The organism is Streptomyces sp. CNH189, from assembly GCF_000527195.1.
This window is the reverse complement of record NZ_AZUS01000004.1, coordinates 243,083-264,172: the sequence shown is the minus strand read 5'-3', so window position 1 is coordinate 264,172 and position 21,090 is coordinate 243,083. Positions and strand designations below refer to the sequence as shown.

The 21,090-nt window shown below is 72.9% G+C and carries 22 protein-coding genes; 13 read left to right on the top strand and 9 right to left on the bottom strand.

Annotated elements, in window-relative coordinates; genetic code table 11:
- Positions 1-101: 101 nt before the first annotated feature.
- On the top strand, positions 102-902 hold the full coding sequence (locus B100_RS0108235) for a GNAT family N-acetyltransferase (protein WP_024883964.1): 801 nt from the start codon (positions 102-104) through the stop codon (positions 900-902).
- A gap of 22 nt (positions 903-924) precedes the next feature.
- On the opposite strand, the gene B100_RS0108230 is transcribed toward B100_RS0108235, so the two are convergent.
- Positions 925-1,251, bottom strand: coding sequence for a hypothetical protein (locus B100_RS0108230; protein ID WP_024883963.1), 327 nt, complete (start codon positions 1,249-1,251; stop codon positions 925-927).
- Between the two features lie 180 nt (positions 1,252-1,431).
- A complete protein-coding gene (locus B100_RS0108225; protein WP_024883962.1) occupies positions 1,432-2,640 on the bottom strand; it encodes a pyridoxal phosphate-dependent aminotransferase in 1,209 nt (402 codons plus the stop codon).
- A gap of 81 nt (positions 2,641-2,721) precedes the next feature.
- On the opposite strand from B100_RS0108225, the gene B100_RS0108220 reads away from it, so the two are divergent.
- The 4 genes from B100_RS0108220 (at position 2,722) to B100_RS33765 (ending at position 5,392) form a co-directional block, all read left to right on the top strand.
- Positions 2,722-3,348: a transcriptional regulator gene (locus B100_RS0108220; RefSeq protein ID WP_024883961.1), complete on the top strand. Its 627-nt coding sequence runs from the start codon at positions 2,722-2,724 to the stop codon at positions 3,346-3,348.
- Positions 3,349-3,460: 112 nt separating this feature from the next.
- On the top strand, positions 3,461-4,009 hold the full coding sequence (locus tag B100_RS0108215; protein WP_024883960.1) for a YciI family protein: 549 nt from the start codon (positions 3,461-3,463) through the stop codon (positions 4,007-4,009).
- Positions 4,010-4,168: 159 nt separating this feature from the next.
- On the top strand, positions 4,169-4,687 hold the full coding sequence (locus tag B100_RS33770; RefSeq protein WP_037722514.1) for a hypothetical protein: 519 nt from the start codon (positions 4,169-4,171) through the stop codon (positions 4,685-4,687).
- Between the two features lie 174 nt (positions 4,688-4,861).
- Positions 4,862-5,392, top strand: a complete 531-nt coding sequence (locus tag B100_RS33765; protein WP_037722513.1) for a DUF3291 domain-containing protein — start codon at positions 4,862-4,864, stop codon at positions 5,390-5,392.
- Positions 5,393-5,462: 70 nt separating this feature from the next.
- Here the strand turns inward: B100_RS33765 and B100_RS0108200 are convergent, their stop codons facing one another.
- Genes B100_RS0108200 through B100_RS0108190 form a run of 3 tightly spaced genes read right to left on the bottom strand, consistent with a single transcriptional unit; the run spans position 5,463 to position 9,085 of the window.
- The gene (locus B100_RS0108200) at positions 5,463-6,263 is read right to left on the bottom strand and encodes a hypothetical protein (protein WP_024883959.1); all 801 of its coding nucleotides are present in this window, start codon (positions 6,261-6,263) and stop codon (positions 5,463-5,465) included.
- Positions 6,263-7,534, bottom strand: a complete 1,272-nt coding sequence (locus tag B100_RS0108195; RefSeq protein ID WP_024883958.1) for a VWA domain-containing protein — start codon at positions 7,532-7,534, stop codon at positions 6,263-6,265. The genes B100_RS0108200 and B100_RS0108195 overlap by 1 nt, the downstream gene beginning before the upstream one ends.
- 45 nt (positions 7,535-7,579) lie before the next feature.
- Positions 7,580-9,085, bottom strand: coding sequence for an IucA/IucC family siderophore biosynthesis protein (locus B100_RS0108190; protein ID WP_024883957.1), 1,506 nt, complete (start codon positions 9,083-9,085; stop codon positions 7,580-7,582).
- Positions 9,086-9,132: 47 nt separating this feature from the next.
- On the opposite strand from B100_RS0108190, the gene B100_RS0108185 reads away from it, so the two are divergent.
- The 5 genes from B100_RS0108185 to B100_RS0108165 all read left to right on the top strand — a co-directional run bounded on the left by B100_RS0108185 (position 9,133) and on the right by B100_RS0108165 (position 13,419).
- Positions 9,133-10,755 (top strand): IucA/IucC family protein, encoded by a 1,623-nt coding sequence (locus tag B100_RS0108185; protein ID WP_051489949.1) that lies wholly within the window; start codon positions 9,133-9,135, stop codon positions 10,753-10,755.
- 105 nt (positions 10,756-10,860) lie between these two features.
- Positions 10,861-11,859: a TerC family protein gene (locus B100_RS0108180; protein WP_024883955.1), complete on the top strand. Its 999-nt coding sequence runs from the start codon at positions 10,861-10,863 to the stop codon at positions 11,857-11,859.
- 20 nt (positions 11,860-11,879) lie between these two features.
- The gene (locus B100_RS0108175; protein ID WP_024883954.1) at positions 11,880-12,143 is read left to right on the top strand and encodes a hypothetical protein; all 264 of its coding nucleotides are present in this window, start codon (positions 11,880-11,882) and stop codon (positions 12,141-12,143) included.
- An 86-nt stretch (positions 12,144-12,229) separates the two neighbouring features.
- Positions 12,230-13,144 carry a HipA family kinase gene (locus tag B100_RS0108170; RefSeq protein WP_024883953.1) on the top strand — a complete coding sequence of 305 codons (915 nt, stop codon included), beginning with the start codon at positions 12,230-12,232 and terminating at the stop codon, positions 13,142-13,144.
- Entirely contained in the window at positions 13,141-13,419 is a 279-nt protein-coding gene (locus B100_RS0108165; RefSeq protein WP_024883952.1) for a SelT/SelW/SelH family protein, read from the top strand. Before B100_RS0108170 ends, B100_RS0108165 begins: the two co-directional genes overlap by 4 nt.
- A gap of 27 nt (positions 13,420-13,446) precedes the next feature.
- Here the strand turns inward: B100_RS0108165 and aceB are convergent, their stop codons facing one another.
- Both aceB and B100_RS0108155 read right to left on the bottom strand, forming a co-directional pair.
- Positions 13,447-15,072 carry a malate synthase A gene (aceB, locus tag B100_RS0108160; RefSeq protein WP_024883951.1) on the bottom strand — a complete coding sequence of 542 codons (1,626 nt, stop codon included), beginning with the start codon at positions 15,070-15,072 and terminating at the stop codon, positions 13,447-13,449.
- A gap of 206 nt (positions 15,073-15,278) precedes the next feature.
- A complete protein-coding gene (locus tag B100_RS0108155) occupies positions 15,279-15,878 on the bottom strand; it encodes a nucleotidyltransferase family protein (RefSeq protein ID WP_024883950.1) in 600 nt (199 codons plus the stop codon).
- Between the two features lie 205 nt (positions 15,879-16,083).
- Here B100_RS0108155 and B100_RS0108150 point away from each other — a divergent pair, with 205 nt between their 5' ends.
- Positions 16,084-16,398 carry a DUF5955 family protein gene (locus B100_RS0108150; protein ID WP_024883949.1) on the top strand — a complete coding sequence of 105 codons (315 nt, stop codon included), beginning with the start codon at positions 16,084-16,086 and terminating at the stop codon, positions 16,396-16,398.
- 97 nt (positions 16,399-16,495) lie between these two features.
- On the opposite strand, the gene B100_RS0108145 is transcribed toward B100_RS0108150, so the two are convergent.
- Positions 16,496-17,302, bottom strand: a complete 807-nt coding sequence (locus tag B100_RS0108145) for an IclR family transcriptional regulator (protein ID WP_024883948.1) — start codon at positions 17,300-17,302, stop codon at positions 16,496-16,498.
- A gap of 237 nt (positions 17,303-17,539) precedes the next feature.
- Here B100_RS0108145 and allB point away from each other — a divergent pair, with 237 nt between their 5' ends.
- Positions 17,540-18,880, top strand: coding sequence for an allantoinase AllB (gene allB, locus B100_RS0108140; RefSeq protein WP_024883947.1), 1,341 nt, complete (start codon positions 17,540-17,542; stop codon positions 18,878-18,880).
- A 31-nt stretch (positions 18,881-18,911) separates the two neighbouring features.
- Complete coding sequence (gene alc / locus B100_RS0108135) at positions 18,912-20,027, top strand: allantoicase (RefSeq protein ID WP_024883946.1); 1,116 nt, start codon at positions 18,912-18,914, stop codon at positions 20,025-20,027.
- Between the two features lie 136 nt (positions 20,028-20,163).
- Here alc and B100_RS0108130 read toward each other — a convergent pair whose 3' ends face one another.
- Positions 20,164-20,916 (bottom strand): SDR family oxidoreductase, encoded by a 753-nt coding sequence (locus tag B100_RS0108130; RefSeq protein ID WP_024883945.1) that lies wholly within the window; start codon positions 20,914-20,916, stop codon positions 20,164-20,166.
- Positions 20,917-21,090: the final 174 nt, after the last annotated feature.

Here is a 21,090-nt window from a genome sequence, read left to right as displayed (position 1 = left end):
GCGCGCCGGAGCGGGACCGGCGGGCCCCCTGCCGGGCACCGGGCGTGTACAACTCGTACCGCCCGGAAAGGCTCCACACCCGCGACCGGAGAGGAAAGCCTGTGCGCGATCTCGCAGACTCCGTCGAGTCGATGGAACAACTCGCCGCCGTCTGGCGGACCATGGTGCTCGACCGTGACCCGGACGCGGACGTCCGTGACCTGCCGGGCATCGCCGTCCGGTGGGCCGACAGCCGGTTCGCCTTCTGGAACTGCGTCACCCTGACCGGCGCCGGCACGGGCGCCGATCTCCTGGAGCGGCGCCTGAAGGAAGCGGCGGAGATCATGCGGGCGAAGCGCCGCCCGGGGTTTCTGTGGGTCTTCGAGGACCTCCTCGACGACGAGGCGCGCGCGACGGTGGACACGGCCGCCGGGCAGGCGGGCCTCGCGTACGCCTTCCCGGGCACCGGCATGGCCGGCGACCTGCTGCCCGTCCCGGAACCGCACCACCCCGACCTGACCTTCGTACGCGTGACCACCGAGGAGCACCTCCAGGCCTACGCGGACATCAACTCCCGCGCCTACGGCTTCCCGCTCGACGACGGCCGTGACGGACTCGTCGGCTCCACACTGTGGAAGCACGGCGTGCACGCCTACCTGGCCGTACGCGACGACACCCCCGTGGCCTGCGCCGCCACGGTGGAGGCGCAAGGGCGCCTCTTCGTCCTGCTCGTCGCCACCGACCCGGAGTGGCAGCGCCGCGGCTACGGCGAGGCGGTGACACGCAAAGCCCTGTACGAGGGCGCCCGGGCCACAGGAGCGACCCGCGCGACCCTGCACGCGACCGCCGCCGGCGCGCCCGTGTACCCCCGCATCGGCTTCCGGCCGAACTCCCCGATGCGGTTCTACGGCCTGGCGCGGTGATCGGCCGGCGCCGCCACGGCCGTCAGTAGACGATCTCCGGAGGCTGGTACGGCGTCCACCAGCTGAGCAGGCCCCAGATTCCGAGGGCGAGCGCGCTCGCGGCCGCCACGGCCGACAGCCACGGGCGCCGCAGGGTGCGCAGGGTGAGCAGCCAGACGGCGAGCGGCAAGAACGCCCCGCCGGCGGCGACGAGGGGCAGGTCGACGTAGAGGACGCTCAGGTCCCGGTACATGCCCTCGAATCCGCCGTGGACGCTGACGCGTGCCCTCGGCGCCCAGGCGAGCACCGCCGCCACGGCGCCCGCGACCGCCAGGAGGATGCCGGCGCAGCCCCGTCCGTGTTCCCTCATGCCCTGATCCGACGCGATCACCGTACGGGCGGTTCCCAGGCACCTCGCGAACGGTCCCGCTCCGCGCCTCGTGCACCCATGCCTCCGCCATGCCGGCCTCGTAGCCGGCGATCGCGTCGGGCGATGCCAACCCCCGACTCCCGGTACGAACGGCGTTGTGCGAGGTCAGGTCCCGCGGCTCTACTGCCGGTAGCCGCTCAGGAAGCGGCCGATGCGGCCGATCGCCGCCTCCAGGTCCTCCGCGTGAGGGAGGGTGAGGATGCGGAAGTGGTCGGGGGAGGGCCAGTTGAAGCCGGTGCCCTGGACGACCTGGATCTTCTCCCGGAGCAGCAGATCCAGGACGAACCTCTCGTCGTCGTGGATCTTGTGCACCTTCGGGTCCAGGCGCGGGAACGCGTACAGCGCGCCCTTCGGCTTCACGCAGCTCACGCCGGGGATCTCGTTCAGCTTCTCCCACGCCACGTCCCGCTGTTCGCGCAGCCGGCCGCCCGGGGCGGTCAGCTCGCGGATCGACTGCCGGCCACCGAGCGCGGCCTGAATCGCGTACTGCGCGGGCGCGTTGGCGCACAGGCGCATCGACGCCAGCATGGTCAGACCCTCGAGGTAGTTCCTCGCGTGCTGCTTAGGACCGGTCACCACCAGCCAGCCCGAGCGGAAGCCGGCCACGCGATACGTCTTCGACAGGCCGCAGAAGGTCAGGACGACCAGGTCGGGGGCGAGCGCGGCGGCGGAGTGGTGCACGGCGTCGTCGTAGAGGATCTGGTCGTAGATCTCGTCGGCGAACACCATCAGGCCGTGGCGGCGGGCCAGGTCGAGGATGCCCTCGACGACCTCCTTCGGATACACCGCGCCCGTCGGGTTGTTGGGGTTGATGATGACCACGGCCTTGGTGCGGTCGGTGATCTTTGCGGCCATGTCGTCCAGGTCCGGGTACCAGTCGGCCTGCTCGTCGCAGAGGTAGTGCACCGCCTTGCCGCCGGCAAGGGTGGTGACCGCCGTCCAGAGGGGGAAGTCGGGGGCGGGGATGAGGATTTCGTCGCCGTCCTCCAGCAGGGCCTGCACCGCCATGGACACCAGCTCGGAGACGCCGTTGCCGAGGAAGACGTCGTCGACGTCGACCTCCAGGCCGAGCGTCTGGTAGCGCTGGGCCACCGCCCGGCGGGCGGAGAGGATGCCGCGTGAGTCGGTGTAGCCGTGCGCCTGGGGGAGCATCCGGATCATGTCCTGGAGAATCTCGTCCGGCGCCTCGAAACCGAACAGGGCCGGGTTGCCGGTGTTCAGGCGCAGCACGCTGTGCCCCGCCTCCTCCAGCGCGTTGGCGTGCTCGATGACCGGGCCGCGGATCTCGTAACAGACCTCGCTGAGCTTGCTCGACTGCCGGAACTCCATGCGCCCCTCCGGTTTCTGGTGTTACTTGGTTTTACCAAGTGGACGCTTGGAAAGTCCAACAACTTGTCTAGACTGCGAGGCATGCCACCTCGCCGAAGCTACGACCAGTACTGTTCCGCCGCCCGTGCGCTCGACGTCGTCGGCGACCGCTGGACCCTGCTGATCGTCCGGGAACTGCTGGCCGGGCCGCGCCGCTACACCGACCTGCACGCGGACCTGCCCGGCGTCAGCACGGACGTACTGGCCTCACGGCTGAAGGACATGGAGCGAGACGGCCTCACCACCCGCCGCCGCCTCCCGCCACCCGGCGCGGCGTACGTCTACGAACTCACTCCGCGAGGGCGCGAGTTGCTGCCGGTGCTTCAGGCCCTCGGCACGTGGGGCGAGCCCGAACTTGGGGAGCGCCGCCCGACGGACGCGGTGCGCGCCCACTGGTTCGCTCTGCCGCTGCTGCGGTCCCTGGAGGGTGAGGGACTGGTCGAAGTACGCCTGGAGGAGGGCCGCTTTCACCTCCACCTGGGCGCGCAGGAGGGCCCGGTCCACAGCGACGGCCCGGCCCCCCGCGACCCGGACGCGGTCCTCACCCTCGACACGGCCACCTGCACGGCCATCAGTCGAGGCACCCTGCCCCTCACGGAGGCAATCCGCACGGGCCACGTCGAGGTGACGGGCGACACCCCCCTCGCCAAGCAGCTGCGGGACGCCTGATGGCTTCCCAACGGTGTACCCCGACCACCCGTACCCTCTCGCCCCGCGCGGCAGTCAGGTCCGCCGCCGTACCACTTGAGATGGTGCCCCTGACGAGGAAGGGTCCGTGGTCATGGAGTTCTTCTGTTACCACCGTGACCGACCCGGCTCCCTCGCGCTGCGCGAGGAGTTGCTGGAGGAGCATTGGTCCTACATGGACCGGTACGCGAAGGAGCTGATCGCTCGCGGCCCGACCCTCGCCGACAACGGTGAAACACCCACCGGCAGCGTGCACATCGTCGACCTCCCCGATCCCGCGGCAGCCCGCGCATTCGCCTTCGACGAACCCGGCTACCAGGCCGGCGCGTACCGGGACGTGCTGCTGCGCCGGTGGCGCAACATGATGGGGCGCACCATGTGGGATTTTCCCGGTGGCCCGAGTGGCGGCGACCGTTACCTGGTACTCGGTCTCGGCGAAGGTCCGGCCGCCGACCTCGCCCTGCCGCTCGACAGGGACGAGCTGGTGGCGTACGGACCTCTGCTGTCCGACGAGGGCGACACCTGGCTGGGTACCGCGGTGCTGCTCCGGGCCCCGGATCCGGAGACGGCGCGGGCCGTCCTGGATCCGGACAGGTACGCGGACATCGAGGTCCACAACTGGGAGTTCGGCGGGCGCCGATGACCCACGAAGGCACAGGAGTTCATGCCGTCCCCGGACCATATTGACCTGGCATGGGAGCGGTGCCGGCGGTTGACGAGGGCCGGTCGGCATCCACTGCCCGTGATCTCTGCCGACGTCCGGCAATGAGTGCGGCGTGGGGCGTGTGGCAAAGTCCGGGGCATGGGGTGGAGCTTCAAGGTGCACGGGGGGATCGCGCTGGCGTTGAGCGCCGGTGCGGTCCTGTTGGCGGTTCTCGCGTGGGTGCCGCGGACGACGATGTTGCTGGCCGGCGTGGAGTGGCTGGCGGTCGCGGTGCTCACCGCGCCGGTCGCCCTGGCTGCGGGGGTGCGCGCCTTCTTGACCGGGGCGGACAAGAAAATGACGTGGCGTGCCTTCTGGTGTCTGCCGGGCGCGTTGCAGCTGGTGCTCGGCGCCCTGGCCGCTTCCAGCTTCCTGCTGATGTTCCTCGGCATGTCCGGCGACAGCCGGCAGCAGACTGAGCCGATCAAGGACGGCCGCTACTACGTCTTCGACATGACCACTTCGCATCGTCGCGTGATCGAGGTCTCGCGCAGCGATTACGAGACGGTCCTCAGGAAGGAACAGCGCCTGATGTTCGGAGGTGCCGCCCTGGCTTTCGCTGTCAGCGCCTTCGGTGTCTTCACCGCCGGCGAGGTGCGCCGCGCTGACGCCGCGTAGGCGGTGCAGGCACCGGCGGCAGGGGCCGGCGGACACGCGAGGGGTGCGCTGCAAGAGCCATTTCGACGAGGAAAGCGCAACGTCGACAGGGCCCGCCGAGAGGGCTACCTTCACCTGGTCCTCGGCGGATCCGCGCCCAGGCGCACCCCCCCGCCCCCGACCAGGGAGACACGCATGCCCCGTCTTGCGCTGTACACCTTCGGCGTCCTCCAGGCACCCCTCGCCGATCCCTCGCCCGCCACGCGTGAGTTCTACGCCATCGGTGCGGACGTCTACCGGAGGATCGGCGCGCACCCCGGCCACCTCGCCCGGGCCGAACCGGCCGGCGGTGAGCAGGGGGTGCTCTTCGGGGCGGACTGGGGTGCGTGGGGGGAGTTCGCCGTACCGGCCTGGTACGGCAAGGGCCGCACGGCGGACACCACCGCCCTGGCCACGACCCTCTCCCTCTGGACCGACCCGCGTTCCGCCTTCGACGCCGTCTACACCGGGCTGCACCGGGACGCGCTGAAGAGGCGCCACGACTGGTTCGAACGGTCGCGCCACCCCAGTCACGTGCTCTGGTGGGTCCCCGAGGGAGTGACCCCGACCTGGCAGGAGGGTGTGGACAAACTGGATCACCTCCACGACCACGGCCCCGTACCCCAAGCCTTCACCTTCCACCAGCAGTTCACCCCGGAGGGAACCCCGACCCCCACCCAAACCTGAGGGCAACGGACGCCGGACAGGCGGAAGGCCCGCGCGGGGCGGGCCTTCCGGTGAGACACAAGAGGGGTGCCTACACCCCCGGCGGGACGTGCCGAGGCCGCCCCGGCCCCCGGGTCAGGCGGTAGCCGAAGACGCCTGCCAGGGAGGCCAGGACGCCGCCCGCCGCCGTCCAGATCCAGCGGTCGGACCACCAGCCCGACGTCCAGCCGTCCTCCGGCTCCAGGCCGGCCAGCACGGCGGAGGAGGAGTCGTCCGACTCCTCCTCCGGCCGGGACGCGATGCCCGGCACCAGCGGCTCGGACAGCGCGCCGTCCACGGCCGCCGCGCCGCCCATGTCCTGCGACTCGACGCGCAGTTCGGCGTCGACCGCCTGGCCCAGGTCGTTCGCCGACAGCGTCAGCGCCGTCAGCCGCACGTAGTACGTGCCGGGCAGCGGATCGTTGGCCCAGGGCTCCGACCAGGCGCGGACCGTGCGCAGCACGCACGCCAGCTCCACGGTCGTCGTGCCCTGGCCGGCCGCGCGGGTCTGGGCGCCGTACTGGCAGGCCTGGCGGCGGCGCAGCCCGTCGTACACGTCGACCTGCCAGGTCTGTGACGCGTGGCTGTCCGGCAGCTTCACCGTCGCGCGGACCGTCGGCCGCTGTCCCGCGTCCGCGGGGAACGACCAGTACAGGTAGTCGCCCGTGGAGGCCCGCGCCGTGGCGGTCTGCCCCTGCTCGACCTCCGTCGCGGTGCGGAAGGACGTCCCCGCGCGGGTCGGCCCGCCGCTGTCACCGGAGGCCTCCGGGGACGGCGAGGAGTCGGCCGCGGCGGGCGCGGCGGCCAGGCCCAGCGTCAGCAGGGCGGCACTCAGTACTCGTACGGCGCGCATCAGTTGGTCCTCCAGACAGCGACCCGCCAGCGGGACAGCCAGCCCCAGACGAGACCGGCGAGGAATCCGGTCAGGACCAGGGCGCCGAGCAGCCACCAGCCCCGGCCGAGGCCGAAGGAGGCGACGTCGCTCGCGCCGTCCGGACCGTCCACGACGTCGACGGTGAGCTCCAGCGGCAGACCGGGCGTGGTCTTCACCCCGGCGTCCGCCGAGAAGGAGGTGGTCACCGCGAGGCAGACCGTCTCCGTGGCCGGCTCGCCGCTGTCGTCGTCCAGTTCCGGCTTGGGGTAGCGCAGGCCGGTGGAGAGCACGTCGGTGCGGCCGGTGCCCGTGGCCTCGCCGCGTACGATCTCCCGGCCGTGCCGGGTGACGGCGCGCATCAGCAGCCCGTGGTCGGGACGCACCGCGCGGTCCGCCGCGACGCTCACGGAGGCGCGCAGTTCCTGCCCGGCGGGCAGCTCGACGCGGTACCAGCGCTGCTGGCCGAACTCCTCACGGTCGGTGTACAGACCGGACTTCAGCTCGGGCGCCTTCTCGCACGCGTCGGCGCCCTCGGTGGCCACCGGGGTCACCACCGGCTCGGCCGCCCGGTCGACCAGCTCGTTGACACGGTCGGTGAGTTCGTCCTGGTGCTCGATGGAGGTGTAGGTGCCGCCGGTCGCCTCCGCGATGCAGCTGAGCTGCCGGCTGAGCTTGGCGTTCGGCACCAGGCCCAGGGTGTCGATGGTCAGGCCGATGCCCTTGGCCGCGATCTCGCGGGCCACCTCGCACGGGTCGAGCGGGGCGCAGGTGTCCTCGCCGTCGCTGATCAGCACGATCCGCTTGGAGCCGTCGCCGCCGTCCAGATCACCGGCCGCCTTCAGCAGCGCCGGGCCGATCGGCGTCCAGCCGGTCGGGACGAGGGTCGCCACCGCCGTCTTCGCCTCGGTGCGGTCCAGCGGGCCGACCGGGTAGAGCTGCGCGGTGTCCTTGCAGCCCTCCTTGCGGTCGTCGCCGGGGTAGTCGGCACCGAGGGTGCGGATGCCGAGCTGCACCTCCTCCGGCGTCGCGTCCAGCACCTCGTTGAACGCCTGCTTCGCCGCCGCCATCCGGGACTGGCCGTCGATGTCCTTGGCGCGCATCGAGCCGCTCACGTCGAGGACGAGGTCGACCTTGGGCGCGTCCTGGCCCGTGGGTTCACCGGCGGCCGCCCCGGCCGGGAAGGCGATCCCGGCCGTGAGGGCGGCGAGCAGGGCTATGGCGCCTGCCACCGGCCGTGTTCTTCTGATCATCGGCGGATCCTAGTGATCAGGAGCGCCGCACTCCAAAACGGTCCGTCACCCCGGCCCGAACTGGAAGGGATTGGGCAGTTCCGCCCACTGGTCGCCGGCCCGTCCCGGTGACAGCCGCATCAGCGTCAGCGCCTTCGCCGGCAGCGGCCCGTCGAGCAGCGCCCTCAGGTCCGCGGTACGCGGCAGATCCCGCACGGCGTCCTCCAGGGCCGCCCGCAACGCGGGGCCGGACCCCGCCGTCCCGGCCAGCGCGCCCGCCACCAGCGAGCCGAACAGCTTGCGCCGCAGGGCGGGAGCGTCGTCCGTGATCATGCGGTCCGGCACGTCCGGCACCGGCATCCCGTGCCGGGCGAGGCGTGCCGGGGAGACCCGCAGATCGGCCAGGTCCCGGTAGACCAGCCGCACCGGGTCCCCGTCCGACGACAGCACCACCAGCAGGTTCTGCCCGTGCGCCTCCAGCGCCACCCCCAGCTCCAGCAGCCGCAGCCCGGCGGTGAGGGCCAGCCGGGCGAGGCGGGCCATCCGGGCGGGGGAGCGGGGCAGGTCCGTGACCGCCAGTGCCGCCACCGGCAGCACCCGCTCCCCGGGACCCGCGTACGCCTCCGGCGACTCACGCAGCAGGGCCGCCAGATCGGACGACCCCGCCGCCACCGCGCCCAGCGTGCGGGTGATGCGCAACAGCCCGTCCGTGCGCGCCGCCACCGCCTCGCCGAAGTCCGACAGCACCGCCGACGCGGCGACCGACCCGAGCGAGATGTCCCGCACCGAGGACGTCAGCCGCGCGCTCAGCGCCGTCTTCACATGCGGCCCGTCCGGCAGCGCGAGCGTACGCAGCGCCATCAGCGGATGCGCCGCGAGCACCCCCTCGCCCGACCGCTTGAGCACGTGCGCCGCCTGCCAGGGGTGCACCGGCACCAGCACCCGGCCCCCCTCCCGCAGCCGTTCCGGCCACACCCCCGTCACCAGGCACTCCCCGGCCGGCACGGGCAGCAGCCCCAGCTCCACCACCGGGCGGTGCTCCGGGCCGTAGGCGAGCTGTTCGGCCGCCGAGAACCCAGGCCGGGTACGGCAGTTGGGATGGAACGGATGCCCGTCGACCACCCGCTGCTCCCACTCCCAGTCCCGCACCGGCAGCCCCCTCCCGGCCGCCTCCTGCCCCGCCCGCGACAACGCCAACGACGCCGTACTGTGCGCCACTTCCTCGGCGAACGAGGTGCAGTGCGGCACCGCGAGGTCCGTCACCAGCCGCGCCGGATCCCCGTACGCCACCCCGTCCAGCCGCACGGCGGTCACGTAGGCGTCCGTCGCGTACGGGTCCGGGCGCGGGCCCTCCAGCCGCCGTCCGTCCGCCAGCCGCAGGACGAGACCCGCGCCGCCCTCCGCACGATCCGCCACCCACGGCAGCGGGTCGTGCGTGAGACCGCGCCACAGCCGGGTCAGCACCGCCGCGCGGGCGGCGGGCAGCGCCGCCGTGTACGCGGGCAGCAGACCGGGCCGTACGCCGGCCAGCTCCTCGGCGATCCCGTCCTCGGCGGTGGGGGGACGCTGCACGGGCGGACTCCTCGGATCGGCGGAAAGGTGGGACGTACGGGGGGACGATGCCCGACATACTGATCGTCTCCGCCGGACAGAACCGTAGGGAATCAGAACGCGTGGATCTCATCCCCCCGCCCGCAGACGACGACGCGGCGAGCCGCGCCGGCCTGGCCGGGCGAGCCGACGCCCACGCGGCCGTACCGCTGCTCAACTGCCTGCTGCGCGAGGTGGCCGAGCCCCTGCCCGGGCCCGCCCCCGGGGCGCCCGAGGACGGCCGCCGGACCTACCGCCTGCCCCACGCGGACCGGCTGCTGCGGGTGCGCGGCACCCGGCGCCCCGCCGACCCCGAGGTGTACACGGCCGGCGCCTGGCGCCCGGTGGACCACACCGAACTGGTCAAACTCGTCGCCGAGGAACTGCGCCGGCACACCGGCCGGTCCAACCACGAGCTGCCCGTCGAGATGCTCGACAGCCGCGACGCGGTAGCCGCGCTGCTCGCCGCCCGCGACCGGGCCACCCCGCCCGACGACCCGTACCTGCTCTCCGAACAGTCCCTGGTCACCGGCCACACCCACCACCCCGCCCCCAAGGCCCGCGGCGGCGGTCCCGCGGCCGCCTGGCTGCCGTACGCGCCCGAGGCGCACGCCCGCTTCCCGCTGGTCCTGCTCGGCGTGCGCGAGGACAGCGTGGTCGACGAGGGCGACACCACCGCCCTGGACGGCCTCGGCACCGCCCCGCCCGGATACCGGCTGCTGCCCGCCCACCCCTGGCAGCTGGACCTGGCCGCCCGCGACCTCGCCCCCGCCTTCGCCGACGGCCGCCTGCTCCGGCTCGGCACCACCACCGGCCCTGTGTGGCCCACGGCGGCCGTCCGCACCGTGTACGCGCCCGGCGACGACCTGTTCCTGAAGTTCAGCCTGGACGTGCGGATCACCAACGACATCCGCCGGCTGTGGCACCACGACCTGCTGCGCCTGCGCGCGACCGACACCGCCGTACGCGACGCCTTCACCGCGAGCGGCCGGCCGGCGGGCGGGGCGTGGCTGAGCGACCGGGGCCACCGCACCGCGGACTTCGCGGTCGAGCAACTGGCCGTCGTGGTCCGCGACGGACTGCGCGGCCACCTGCCGCCGGACGCCACCCCCTACCTGGCCGCCGCCCTGGTGGAGGGCTTCGACGGCGACCCGCTCGCCGCCACCACCCGGCCGGACGCCTGGTGGGATGCCTACCTGTCCCGGGTGGTGCCCCCCGCCGTCACGGTCTTCCACCGGTACGGCGTCGTCCTGGAGGCCCACCTGCAGAACACGCTGATCGCCGTGGACGGCGCCGGCCTGCCCGTGCGGGCGCTCTTCCGCGACGCCGAGGGCGTGAAGCTGCTCGCCGGGCCCGCCCGCCCGGACGGCCTGCCCACGGTGTCGCGGGAGGCCGGGTGGGAGCGCCTGGTGTACTGCCTGGTCGTCAACCACCTCATGGAGGTCGCCGCCGCTCTCGCCGAGCACCACCCCGGCCTGGACCCCTGGCCCGCGGCCCGCCGCGAACTGGCCCGGCACGACCTGCCCGAGATCCCCGCCCTGCTGTCCGCCCCCACCCTGCCCGCCAAGACCAACCTGCTGCTGCGCTGGACCGCCGCCGACGGCGCCGCGGCCCGCTATCGTCCGCTGCCCAACCCGCTGTCCGGCGGCTGAACGCGGGCACCCGGCCGGAGGCGACGACAGGCGCCGACCGGTCCCATGCCCCAGACTCGGGACGAGGGGGACCACCAGGCGACCATGCCCCGAGGAGGCCGGCCCGTGCATGACGTGCCGTTCTGGCTGTGGATCGTGTTCGGCGTCACCGTGGTGGTGTCCCTCGCGATCGACCTCTTCGCGCACCGCACCGCCCATGTCATCGGCTTCCGTGAGGCGGCCGCCTGGAGCGCCGGGTGGATCAGCCTGGCCATCGTCTTCGGTGGCGTGGTCTTCCTCGTGGTCGGTCCGGACGCGGGCGTGGAGTACACCACCGCCTGGCTGCTGGAGAAGAGCCTGTCCGTGGACAACCTCTTCGTCTTCGCGCTCATCTTCAGCTACTTCAAGGTGCCGCGGGCCTACCAGCACCACGTGCTCTTCCTCGGCGTCCTGGGCGCCCTGGTCTTCCGCGGACTGTTCCTCGCCGCCGGTGTGGCGGTGGTCAGCCGCTTCACCGCCGTCCTGTACGTCTTCGCCGCGATCCTCTTCTGGAGCACGTACAAGATCCTCAAGGGCGAGGACGAGAGCTTCGACCCGGGGAAGAGCATCGCGGTCCGGCTGCTGCGCAAGGTGATCCCCGTGCGGGACGAGTACGCGGGGCCGCACTTCTTCGTCAAGGAGGCGGGCAAGCGGGTGGCGACCCCGCTGCTCGCGGTCGTCGCCGCCATCGAGGCCGCCGACCTCGTCTTCGCCGTCGACAGCGTGCCCGCCGTCCTCGCCGTGAGCAGCGACGTCTTCATCGTCTACACCAGCAACGCCTTCGCCATCCTCGGCCTGCGCGCCCTGTACTTCATGCTGGCCGGGCTGCTCGACCGCTTCCACTACCTCAGCGTCGGCCTGGCCCTCATCCTCGGCTTCATCGGCGTCAAGCTCGTCCTCCAGGCCACCCACGAGACCGTCAGCACCGCCGTCCCCGAGATCCCGTCCCTGGTCAGCCTCGCCGTCATCGTCGTCGTCCTGGCCGCGTCGATCGTGGTCAGCATGCTGCGGCCGCCGGCGGAGCAGGCGGAGGCGGAGGGGCCCGGGACCGAGGAGCCCGGACAACAACCGGGCAAACACGAGTAAAACGGGCGTAAAGTAGGGCCATGAGCAGCGACCGCAAGCGCGACGGGACCGGGCCGACCGAGCTGGTGTGCGGCTCGTGCCGGCAGCCGGTGGAGACCGTCGTCGAACGACACAAGACCATGGGCATCAACGTCCCCCACTGGAGGGCGGGCCCCTGCCACAACCCCGACTGCGAGGCCTACGTCCCCGAACTGGTGCCGGCGGACTCCGTCCGCCCCGACGCCGGTCACCGGGCGCAGCGGCCTGCCGGGCGGCGTGAGATGGAGGCCGGCCCGCCCGCCTGACCGCACCCGCCGGCCCTCCGGACCGCCCGCCCCACGAGGTTAGGATTGCCTGTCCGACGTCGTACGAGGATGGGGTGGCCCGGAGCATGCTGAAGCAGGTCACCGCGACCCGCTACGTCGAGCCCCTGCACTCCGGGGGCTCCGTGCCCGGCGTCGTCGAGGCCGACGACCTCGGCACCTACGTCGTGAAGTTCACCGGCTCCGCGCAGGGCCGCAAGGCGCTGGTCGCCGAGGTGATCGTCGGGGAGCTGGCACGGGCACTCGGCCTGCGCTTCCCCGAGCTGGTGCTGGTGGACTTCGACCCGGCGATCGCCGACGCCGAACCCCACCAGGAGGTGCGTGAGCTGCACGCCTCCAGCGCCGGGACCAACCTCGGCATGGACTACCTGCCGGGAGCGCGCGACTTCACCCCCGAGGTGGCCGAGAGGTTCGCCGTCGCCCCGCTCGAGGCCGGGCGGATCGTATGGCTCGACGCGCTGACCGCGAACGTCGACCGCACCGTGCACAGCTCCAACCTGCTCCTGTGGCCGACCCTCGGAGTCGCCCCGCCCCGGCTGTGGCTGATCGACCACGGTGCGGCGCTCGTCTTCCACCACCGCTGGGACGCCGGCGACCCCGAGAAGGCGTACGACTTCCGGCATCACGCCCTCGGCCGGTACGGCCCCGACGTGCGCGCCGCCGACGCGGAGCTCGCGCCCCGGGTGACGGAGGAGCTGCTGCGGTCGGTCGTGGACCAGGTGCCCGACGCCTGGCTGGACGGCGAGCCGGGGTTCGACTCGCCCGAGGCGGTCCGCGCCGCCTACGTGAGCCATCTGCACGCGCGGGCGCGGGTCTCCGGCGCGTGGCTGCCCCTCGACTTCCCCACGGCCGACCAGGTCGCCGCGGAGAACGCCCTTCGCGCGGCACGGACGCAACAGGCCCGCCCGGACTGGCTCAAACAGGTCCCCGACCTGCACGGCCGGCCGGCGGTGGAACAGGACGGGACGGTGCACCTGCGATGACGACCGGCGCACGGCGCGTGGAGATCGAGTACTGCACCCGATGCCGCTGGCTGCCCCGGGCCGCCTGGCTGGCACAGGAGCTGCTGACCACGTTCGAACAGGAGGTGACCGAGCTGGCGCTCAGGCCCGGCACCGGCGGTGTCTTCGTGGTCCGCGTCGGGGACGAGGTGGTCTGGGACCGGCGCGAGCAGGGCTTCCCGGAGCCGACGGCGGTGAAGCGGGCCGTACGCGACCGAGTGGCCCCGGGGAAACCCCTGGGCCACTCGGACAAGTGAGCCGGACCGGACGGCTCTCGGGCCGCCTCAGCCCTTCAGCTGCTCGTACGCCGGCAGGGTGAGGAAGTCGGCGTAGTCCTCGTCGAGGGCGACCTTCAGCAGCAGGTCGTGCGCCTGCTGCCAGTTGCCCGCCGCGAACGCCTCCTCGCCGGCCTCCGCGCGGATGTTCGCCAGTTCCTCCGCGGCGACCTCGCGCGCCAGCGCGGCGGTGACCCGCTCGCCGTTGTCGAGGACGACGCCCGCGTTGATCCACTGCCAGATCTGGGAGCGGGAGATCTCGGCGGTGGCCGCGTCCTCCATCAGGTTGAAGATGGCGACCGCGCCCATGCCGCGCAGCCACGCCTCGATGTAGCGGATGCCCACCTGCACGGCGTTGACCAGGCCCGCGTACGTCGGCCTGGCGTCGAGGGAGTCGACGGCGATGAGGTCCGCGGCCTTGACGTCGACGTCCTCGCGGAGCCGGTCCTTCTGGTTCGGCTTGTCGCCGAGCACCCGGTCGAAGGACTCCATGGCGATCGGCACCAGGTCCGGGTGGGCCACCCAGGAGCCGTCGAAGCCGTCGTCGGCCTCGCGGTCCTTGTCGGCGCGGACCTTCTCGAAGGCGACCTTGTTGACCTCGGCGTCCCGGCGGGACGGGATGAACGCCGCCATGCCGCCGATCGCGTGCGCGCCGCGCTTGTGGCAGGTGCGGACGAGCAGTTCGGTGTACGCGCGCATGAACGGGGCGGTCATGGTGACCGCGTTGCGGTCGGGCAGTACGAACCTCTCGCCGCCGTCACGGAAGTTCTTGACGATGGAGAAGAGGTAGTCCCAGCGGCCGGCGTTCAGCCCGGAGGCGTGGTCGCGCAGCTCGTAGAGGATCTCCTCCATCTCGTAGGCGGCCGTGATCGTCTCGATGAGCACGGTGGCGCGGACGGTGCCCTGGGGGATGCCCAGGTAGTCCTGCGCGAACACGAACACGTCGTTCCACAGCCGGGCCTCGAGGTGCGACTCCGTCTTCGGCAGGTAGAAGTACGGGCCCTTGCCGAGGTCGATCAGCCGCTTGGCGTTGTGGAAGAAGTACAGGCCGAAGTCGACGAGGGCGCCGGGCACCGGGGTGCCGTCCGGGTCGGTGAGGTGCCGCTCGTCCAGATGCCAGCCGCGTGGCCGTGTGACGACCGTCGCCAGCTCCTCCTCGGGGCGCAGGGCGTAGGACTTGCCGGACCTCGGGTCGGTGAAGTCGATGGCGCGCGTGTAGGCGTCGATCAGGTTCAGCTGGCCGGTGACCACGTTCTCCCAGGTGGGCGCGGAGGCGTCCTCGAAGTCCGCGAGCCACACCTTCGCGCCGGAGTTGAGCGCGTTGACGGTCATCTTGCGGTCGGTCGGGCCGGTGATCTCGACGCGGCGGTCCTCCAGGGCCGGCGGGGCCGGGGCCACCTTCCAGGAGTCGTCGGCGCGGATCGCGGCCGTCTCGGGGAGGAAGTCGAGGGTGGGGGTGCGGGCGATCTCGGCGCGGCGCTCCGCGCGGCGGGCGAGCAGCTCGTCACGCCGGGGCGTGAACCGCCGGTGCAGCTCGGCCACGAAGGCGAGCGCCGTGTCGGTGAGGACCTCCTCCTGCCGCGGCAGGGGCTCGGCGTCGACGATGGCCAGCGGGGACGGCGCTGGTGCGGACATCAGCTGTCACTTCCTTCGGCGTGCGGGGGCACCGGGTGCCGGGCGACCCGGGTACGGCGGGAGAGGCCCTTGCGGGGGCAAAGGGCTTCTGATCAGTGGATAGTAGTTTCCTCATGGTGGAGTTCAATGTTTTGTTGATGTCGAGAATCTCCGGGTCGAGGGACGGTGGCGCGGGGTGCCTCGCCCGCCCGGCCGGGTGCACCGGCTCATTCAAGGTGCGTCAGATCGGCCTCGGTGTCGATGTCGTACGCCTGCGCGATGTCACCGCACTCGACGCGTTCGACGCGGTCCGCGTGCTCCTTCAGATAGGCGCGCGCCCCTCGGTCACCGGTGGCGGTCGCGGCGATCCCCGCCCAGTGTGCGGCGCCGAACAGCACCGGATGACCGCGCACGCCGTCGTAGGCCGCCGAGACCAGCGACCGCGGCGACCGGTAGGCGCCCCGCACCCGGGCGACCGCCTCTGGGCCGATCCCCGGCTGGTCCACCAGCAGTACCAGCGCGGCCCCGGCGCCGGTGCCGGCCAGGGAGTCCAGCCCCGCCCGCAGGGAGGACCCCATGCCCTGCTCCCAGTCCGGGTTGTCCACCAGCACGCAGCCCGGGAGTACGACGCGGGCGCGCACCTCGTCCGCGCGCGCCCCCAGCACCACGTGCACGCCCGCGCAGCCACCCGCGCGCAGCACCCGCGCCGCGTGCTCCACGAGGGGGCGCCCCCGGTGTGTGAGCAGTGCCTTGGGGCGCCCGCCGAGCCTGCGCCCGCCGCCCGCGGCCAGCAGCAGGCCGACCACCCGGTTCTCGTCGTCCGTCATGAGGTCCTGCATACCCCACCACCGCCCGTGGTCCGGGGCGTTCGGGAAGGTGCCTTGGGCCACGGTGTCACGCTCCGGAACAACTTGATGACGCAGTGGACTGGCGCAAAGGCCCCGGGGTGGCGTTTACTGGCGCGCACCGGTTCCACGGGGGCGCGCTGGGCCGGTCAGGGGAGGCGCACGACGACCTGCCAGGGGGAGGACTGTGTTGCGGAGCGTGGACCAGAGGTGTGTGCCCGGCAGTCAGGTGGACCCGCGAGTGACGGAGCTGCGCTCCGCCGTGTCCCGGTTACACCGCCAACTCGCCGCCCATCGCGCTGAGTTCCGGGACCGGAGCATCGCGGAGGAGGAACTCGCGACACTGGCCGGCCTGGCCGCCGCCGACCACCCCGACATCTCGCGCCTGCGCCGCTCCCTGCTGCTGGTCGCCGGCGCGATCGGCTCGGTGAGCGCGCTCGGGCAGGGCGTACGGGAACTCCGGGAGGCGGTCGACCTCTTCGGCCCGGCCCCTCGCTCCTGACGCCCGTTCGTGCGAGCGGCTCACGGGCGCGTGTCGCGGTGCTACGCCCCCGGGCGGAAGCCCGCCCCGGGCGGCGGCCTGCGGGTGTCCTCGGGGCTCAGGCGTTCGGGCCCGCGCCCGGGGTCGTCAGGGCCTCCGAGAGCTCCGCCGCGATCTGCTGCAGCACCGGCACGATTCTCTCCGTCGCCGCCTCCGTGACCCGGCCCGCCGGGCCTGAGATGGAGACGGCCGCCGCCGTCGGGGCGTCCGGCACCGACACCGCCAGGCAGCGGACGCCGATCTCCTGCTCGTTGTCGTCGATGGCGTACCCCTGCCGCCGGACCTCCTCCAGCGCCGCGAGGAAGCCGTCCGCCGTGGTGATGGTCTTCTCCGTCGCGGCCGGCATGCCGGTGCGGCCCAGCAGGGCCCGCACCTCCTCCGGCGGGAAGCCGGCCAGCAGGGCCTTGCCCACGCCCGTGGAGTGCGGCAGCACGCGCCGCCCCACCTCGGTGAACATCCGCATCGAGTGCTTCGACGGCACCTGCGCCACGTACACGATCTCGTCCCCGTCCAGCAGGGCCATGTTCGCCGTCTCGCCGGTCTCCTCCACCAGGCGCGCCAGGTACGGCCGGGCCCAGGTGCCCAGCAGGCGGGACGCCGACTCGCCGAGGCGGATCAGGCGCGGGCCGAGCGCGTACCGCCGGTTGGGCTGCTGGCGTACGTAGCCGCAGGCGACGAGGGTGCGCATCAGCCGGTGGATCGTCGGCAGGGGCAGGCCGCTGCTCGCGGATAGCTCGCTCAGCCCGACCTCGCCCCCCGCGTCCGCCATCCGTTCCAGCAGGTCGAAGGCGCGCTCGAGGGACTGTACGCCGCCACTGGCGGCGGAACGGGCGGAGTCGGTGGTGCTGGCGCTGGACGTCGGCACGGTGCGTTCCTTCCGGGACTGGCGGGGAGGGCAGAAGCCTACCCGGCGGCCGCCCGGCAGCCCGCTTGTACGGAACTACGTTCTGCCTACCGAAAGTGTAATTCCGCCTTGTGGAATCGTCCAGAGCCGCTGTCCGGGCGGCCGGGGTGGCGGGCGGACCCTTGACGCGGCGGGTGCCGAGGGGAACACTCCTTCAACAGAACGTTGAATTTTCCGCTGACGTGCAGGAGGCTCCGGGTGCCCGACGTCGAACTGGTGCTGCGCTCGACACGCGTCGTCACCCCCGAGGGAACGCGCGCCGCGTCCGTCGCCGTCGCCGACGGCACCATCACGGCCGTCCTGCCGTACGACGCCCCGGTACCCGAGGGCGCCCGCCTGGAGGACCTCGGCGAAGACGTCCTGCTGCCCGGCCTGGTCGACACCCACGTGCACGTCAACGACCCCGGCCGCACGGAGTGGGAAGGCTTCTGGACCGCCACCCGCGCGGCCGCCGCCGGCGGTATCACCACGCTGGTCGACATGCCGCTCAACTCGCTCCCGCCGACCACGACGGTGGATCACCTGGGCGTCAAACGGAAGACCGCCGCCGACAAGGCACACATCGACGTCGGTTTCTGGGGCGGCGCCCTCCCCGACAACGTCGCGGACCTGCGCCCGCTGCACGAGGCGGGAGTCTTCGGTTTCAAGGCCTTCCTCTCACCGTCCGGCGTGGACGAGTTCCCGCACCTCGACGAGGAGCAACTGGCGCACTCCCTCGCGGAGATCGCCGCCTTCGACGGCCTGCTGATCGTGCACGCCGAGGACCCCGGGCACCTCGCCGACGCCCCGCAGCGGGGCGGCCCCCGGTACGCCGACTTCCTCGCCTCCCGCCCGCGCCGGGCCGAGGACACCGCGATCGCCCGGCTCCTGGAGCAGGCCCGGCGGTTCGACGCCCGGGTGCACGTGCTCCACCTCTCCTCCGCCGACGCGCTGCCCCTCCTCGCCGAGGCCCGGGCGGACGGCGTCCGCGTCACCGTCGAGACCTGCCCCCACTACCTCACCCTCACCGCGGAGGAAGTCCCGGACGGGGCGAGCGAGTTCAAGTGCTGTCCACCCATCCGCGAGTCCGCCAACCAGGACCTGCTCTGGCGGGCCCTGGCGGACGGCACCGTCGACTGCGTCGTCACCGACCACTCCCCGTCCACCGCCGACCTCAAGACGGACGACTTCGCGACCGCCTGGGGCGGCATCTCCGGCCTCCAGCTCAGCCTTCCGGCCGTCTGGACCGAGGCCCGCCGGCGCGGCCACACCCTGGAGGACGTGGTCCGCTGGATGGCGACGCGCACGGCCCGGCTGGCCGGTCTCGAAGCCCGCAAGGGCGCCATCGCGCCCGGCCACGACGCCGACTTCGCCGTCCTGGCACCCGACGAGAGCTTCACCGTCGACCCGGCCGCCCTCCAGCACCGCAACCGGGTGACCGCGTACGCCGGCCGCACCCTGTACGGCGTCGTCAGGTCCACCTGGCTGCGCGGCCACCGGATCCTGGCCGACGGAGAGTTCACCGCACCGAAGGGCCTGCTCCTCACCCGACCCAGCTGACCCGACACCCGAAAGGCAGGATCACATCACCGTGACGGCGATCGAGACCTTCACCGGCGACGCCCACCCCTACGGCGGGGGCGACCCGTACGCGGACTACCGCACCGCCGAGTTCCCCTTCACCCGCCTCGCGGACCTCGCCGATCGCCGGCTCGGCGCCGGTGTGATCGCCGCCAACGACGAGTTCTTCGCCCAGCGCGAGAACCTCCTGCTGCCCGGACGCGCCGTCTTCGACCCCGAACGCTTCGGGCACAAGGGCAAGATCATGGACGGCTGGGAGACCCGCCGGCGGCGCGGCACCTCCGCGGGGCAGCCCTGGCCGGCGGACGACGACCACGACTGGGCGCTGATCCGCCTGGGCACGCCCGGCGTCGTCCGCGGCATCGTCGTCGACACCGCCCACTTCCGTGGCAACTACCCGCAGGCGGTGTCGGTCGAGGGCACCGCGGTGGACGGCTCCCCGTCGCCCGAGGACCTGCTCGCGGACGACGTGAAGTGGACGACGCTGGTACCGCGCACCGCCATCGGCGGCCACGCGGCCAACGGCTTCGCGGTCACGGCCGAGCAGCGCTTCACCCACCTGCGCCTCAACCAGCACCCCGACGGCGGCATCGCCCGGCTGCGGGTGTACGGCGAGGTCGTCCCCGACCTGGCGTGGCTCACCGCGCTCGGCACCTTCGACGTGGTGGCCCTGGAGAACGGCGGCCGGGTGCTGGACGCCTCGGACCTGTTCTACTCGCCGGCCGCCAACACCGTCCGGCCCGGCCGTTCCCTCAAGATGGACGACGGCTGGGAGACCCGGCGCCGCCGCGACCGGGGCCATGACTGGATCAGCTACCGCCTGGTCGCGCAGGCGCGGATCCGCGCCCTGGAGATCGACACCGCCTACCTCAAGGGCAACGCGGCGGGCTGGGCGTCGGTGTCGGTGCGGGACGGCGAGGACGGCGACTGGCGGGAGATCCTGCCGCGCACCCGCCTGCAGCCGGACACCAACCACCGTTTCGTCCTCCCGGAACCGGCGGTGGGCACCCACGCGCGGGTGGACATCCATCCCGACGGCGGCATCTCCCGCCTGCGCCTGTTCGGTTCCCTGACCGAGCAGGGCGAGGCGGCCCTGGAAGCGCGCCGACAGGAGCTCGGCGGCTGAACACGGGAAGCGGCGGCCCCGCACACGAACTGCGGGGCCGACAGCGGATTCCGGCGGCTGAGACCGTGAGGGCGCTCGATCCCCTCGGGGCCGGGCGCCCTCGCTCCCCAAGGCCGCCGGCCCCGGGGGACGGGACTCAGGCCGCGTGCCCCCCGTCCACCGCGAACTCCGCCCCGGTCACGTACGCCGCGCCCGCGAGGTGGGCGATCGTCTCCGCCACCTCCGCGGCCGTGCCGAAGCGCCCCAGCGCGGTCGCCGCCGCCTGCCCGGCCGCGTACGGGCCGTCCGCCGGGTTCATGTCCGTGTCGATCGGGCCGGGGTGGACGATGTTCGCCGTGATCCCGCGCTCCCCCAACTCCCGTGCCAGCGCCTTGGTCAGCCCCACCAGCGCCGCCTTGCTCATGGCGTAGAGCGTCCCACCGGGGCCGGGCACCCGCTGCGTCATGCACGTGCCGACGGTGACGATCCGGCCCCCGCGCGGCATCACGGCGGCCGCCGCGCGCGAGGCCAGGAAGACACCGCGCACGTTCACCGCGAGCACCCGGTCCACATCGCCGGGGGAGAGGGACTCCAGCGGGCCGAGCAGGCCGACGCCCGCGTTGTTCACCAGGACGTCCAGGCGGCCCAGTTCACGGACCGCGGCGCCCACCGCCCCCGACGCCTCCTCCGCGTCGCCGGCGTCCGCCCGGAGCGCCACCGCGCGCCGTCCCAGGGCCTCGACGGCCCGTACGACGTCCTCCGCGGCCTCCTTGCCGTTCACATACGTCACCGCGACGTCGGCGCCCTCCCGCGCCAGCCGGAGCGCCGTCGCGGCGCCGATGCCGCGGCCGCCGCCGGTCACCAGCGCCGCCTTGTCGAGCAGGGTCTTCTCCATCGTGTACGTGGTCATGTGTCCATCCCACCGCCGCTCGTCCCGCCGTGCTGGCGGCGAACGGACGTCTACCTGCGCCCCGGAGGGCCGGCGCGGACGGCGGCCGCACGTCGCGTCACGGGAAACTCATCGGACCGCACCGAAAACTCCATGTACTTGACATTGACATGCCACCGTCTACGCGCGTCATCA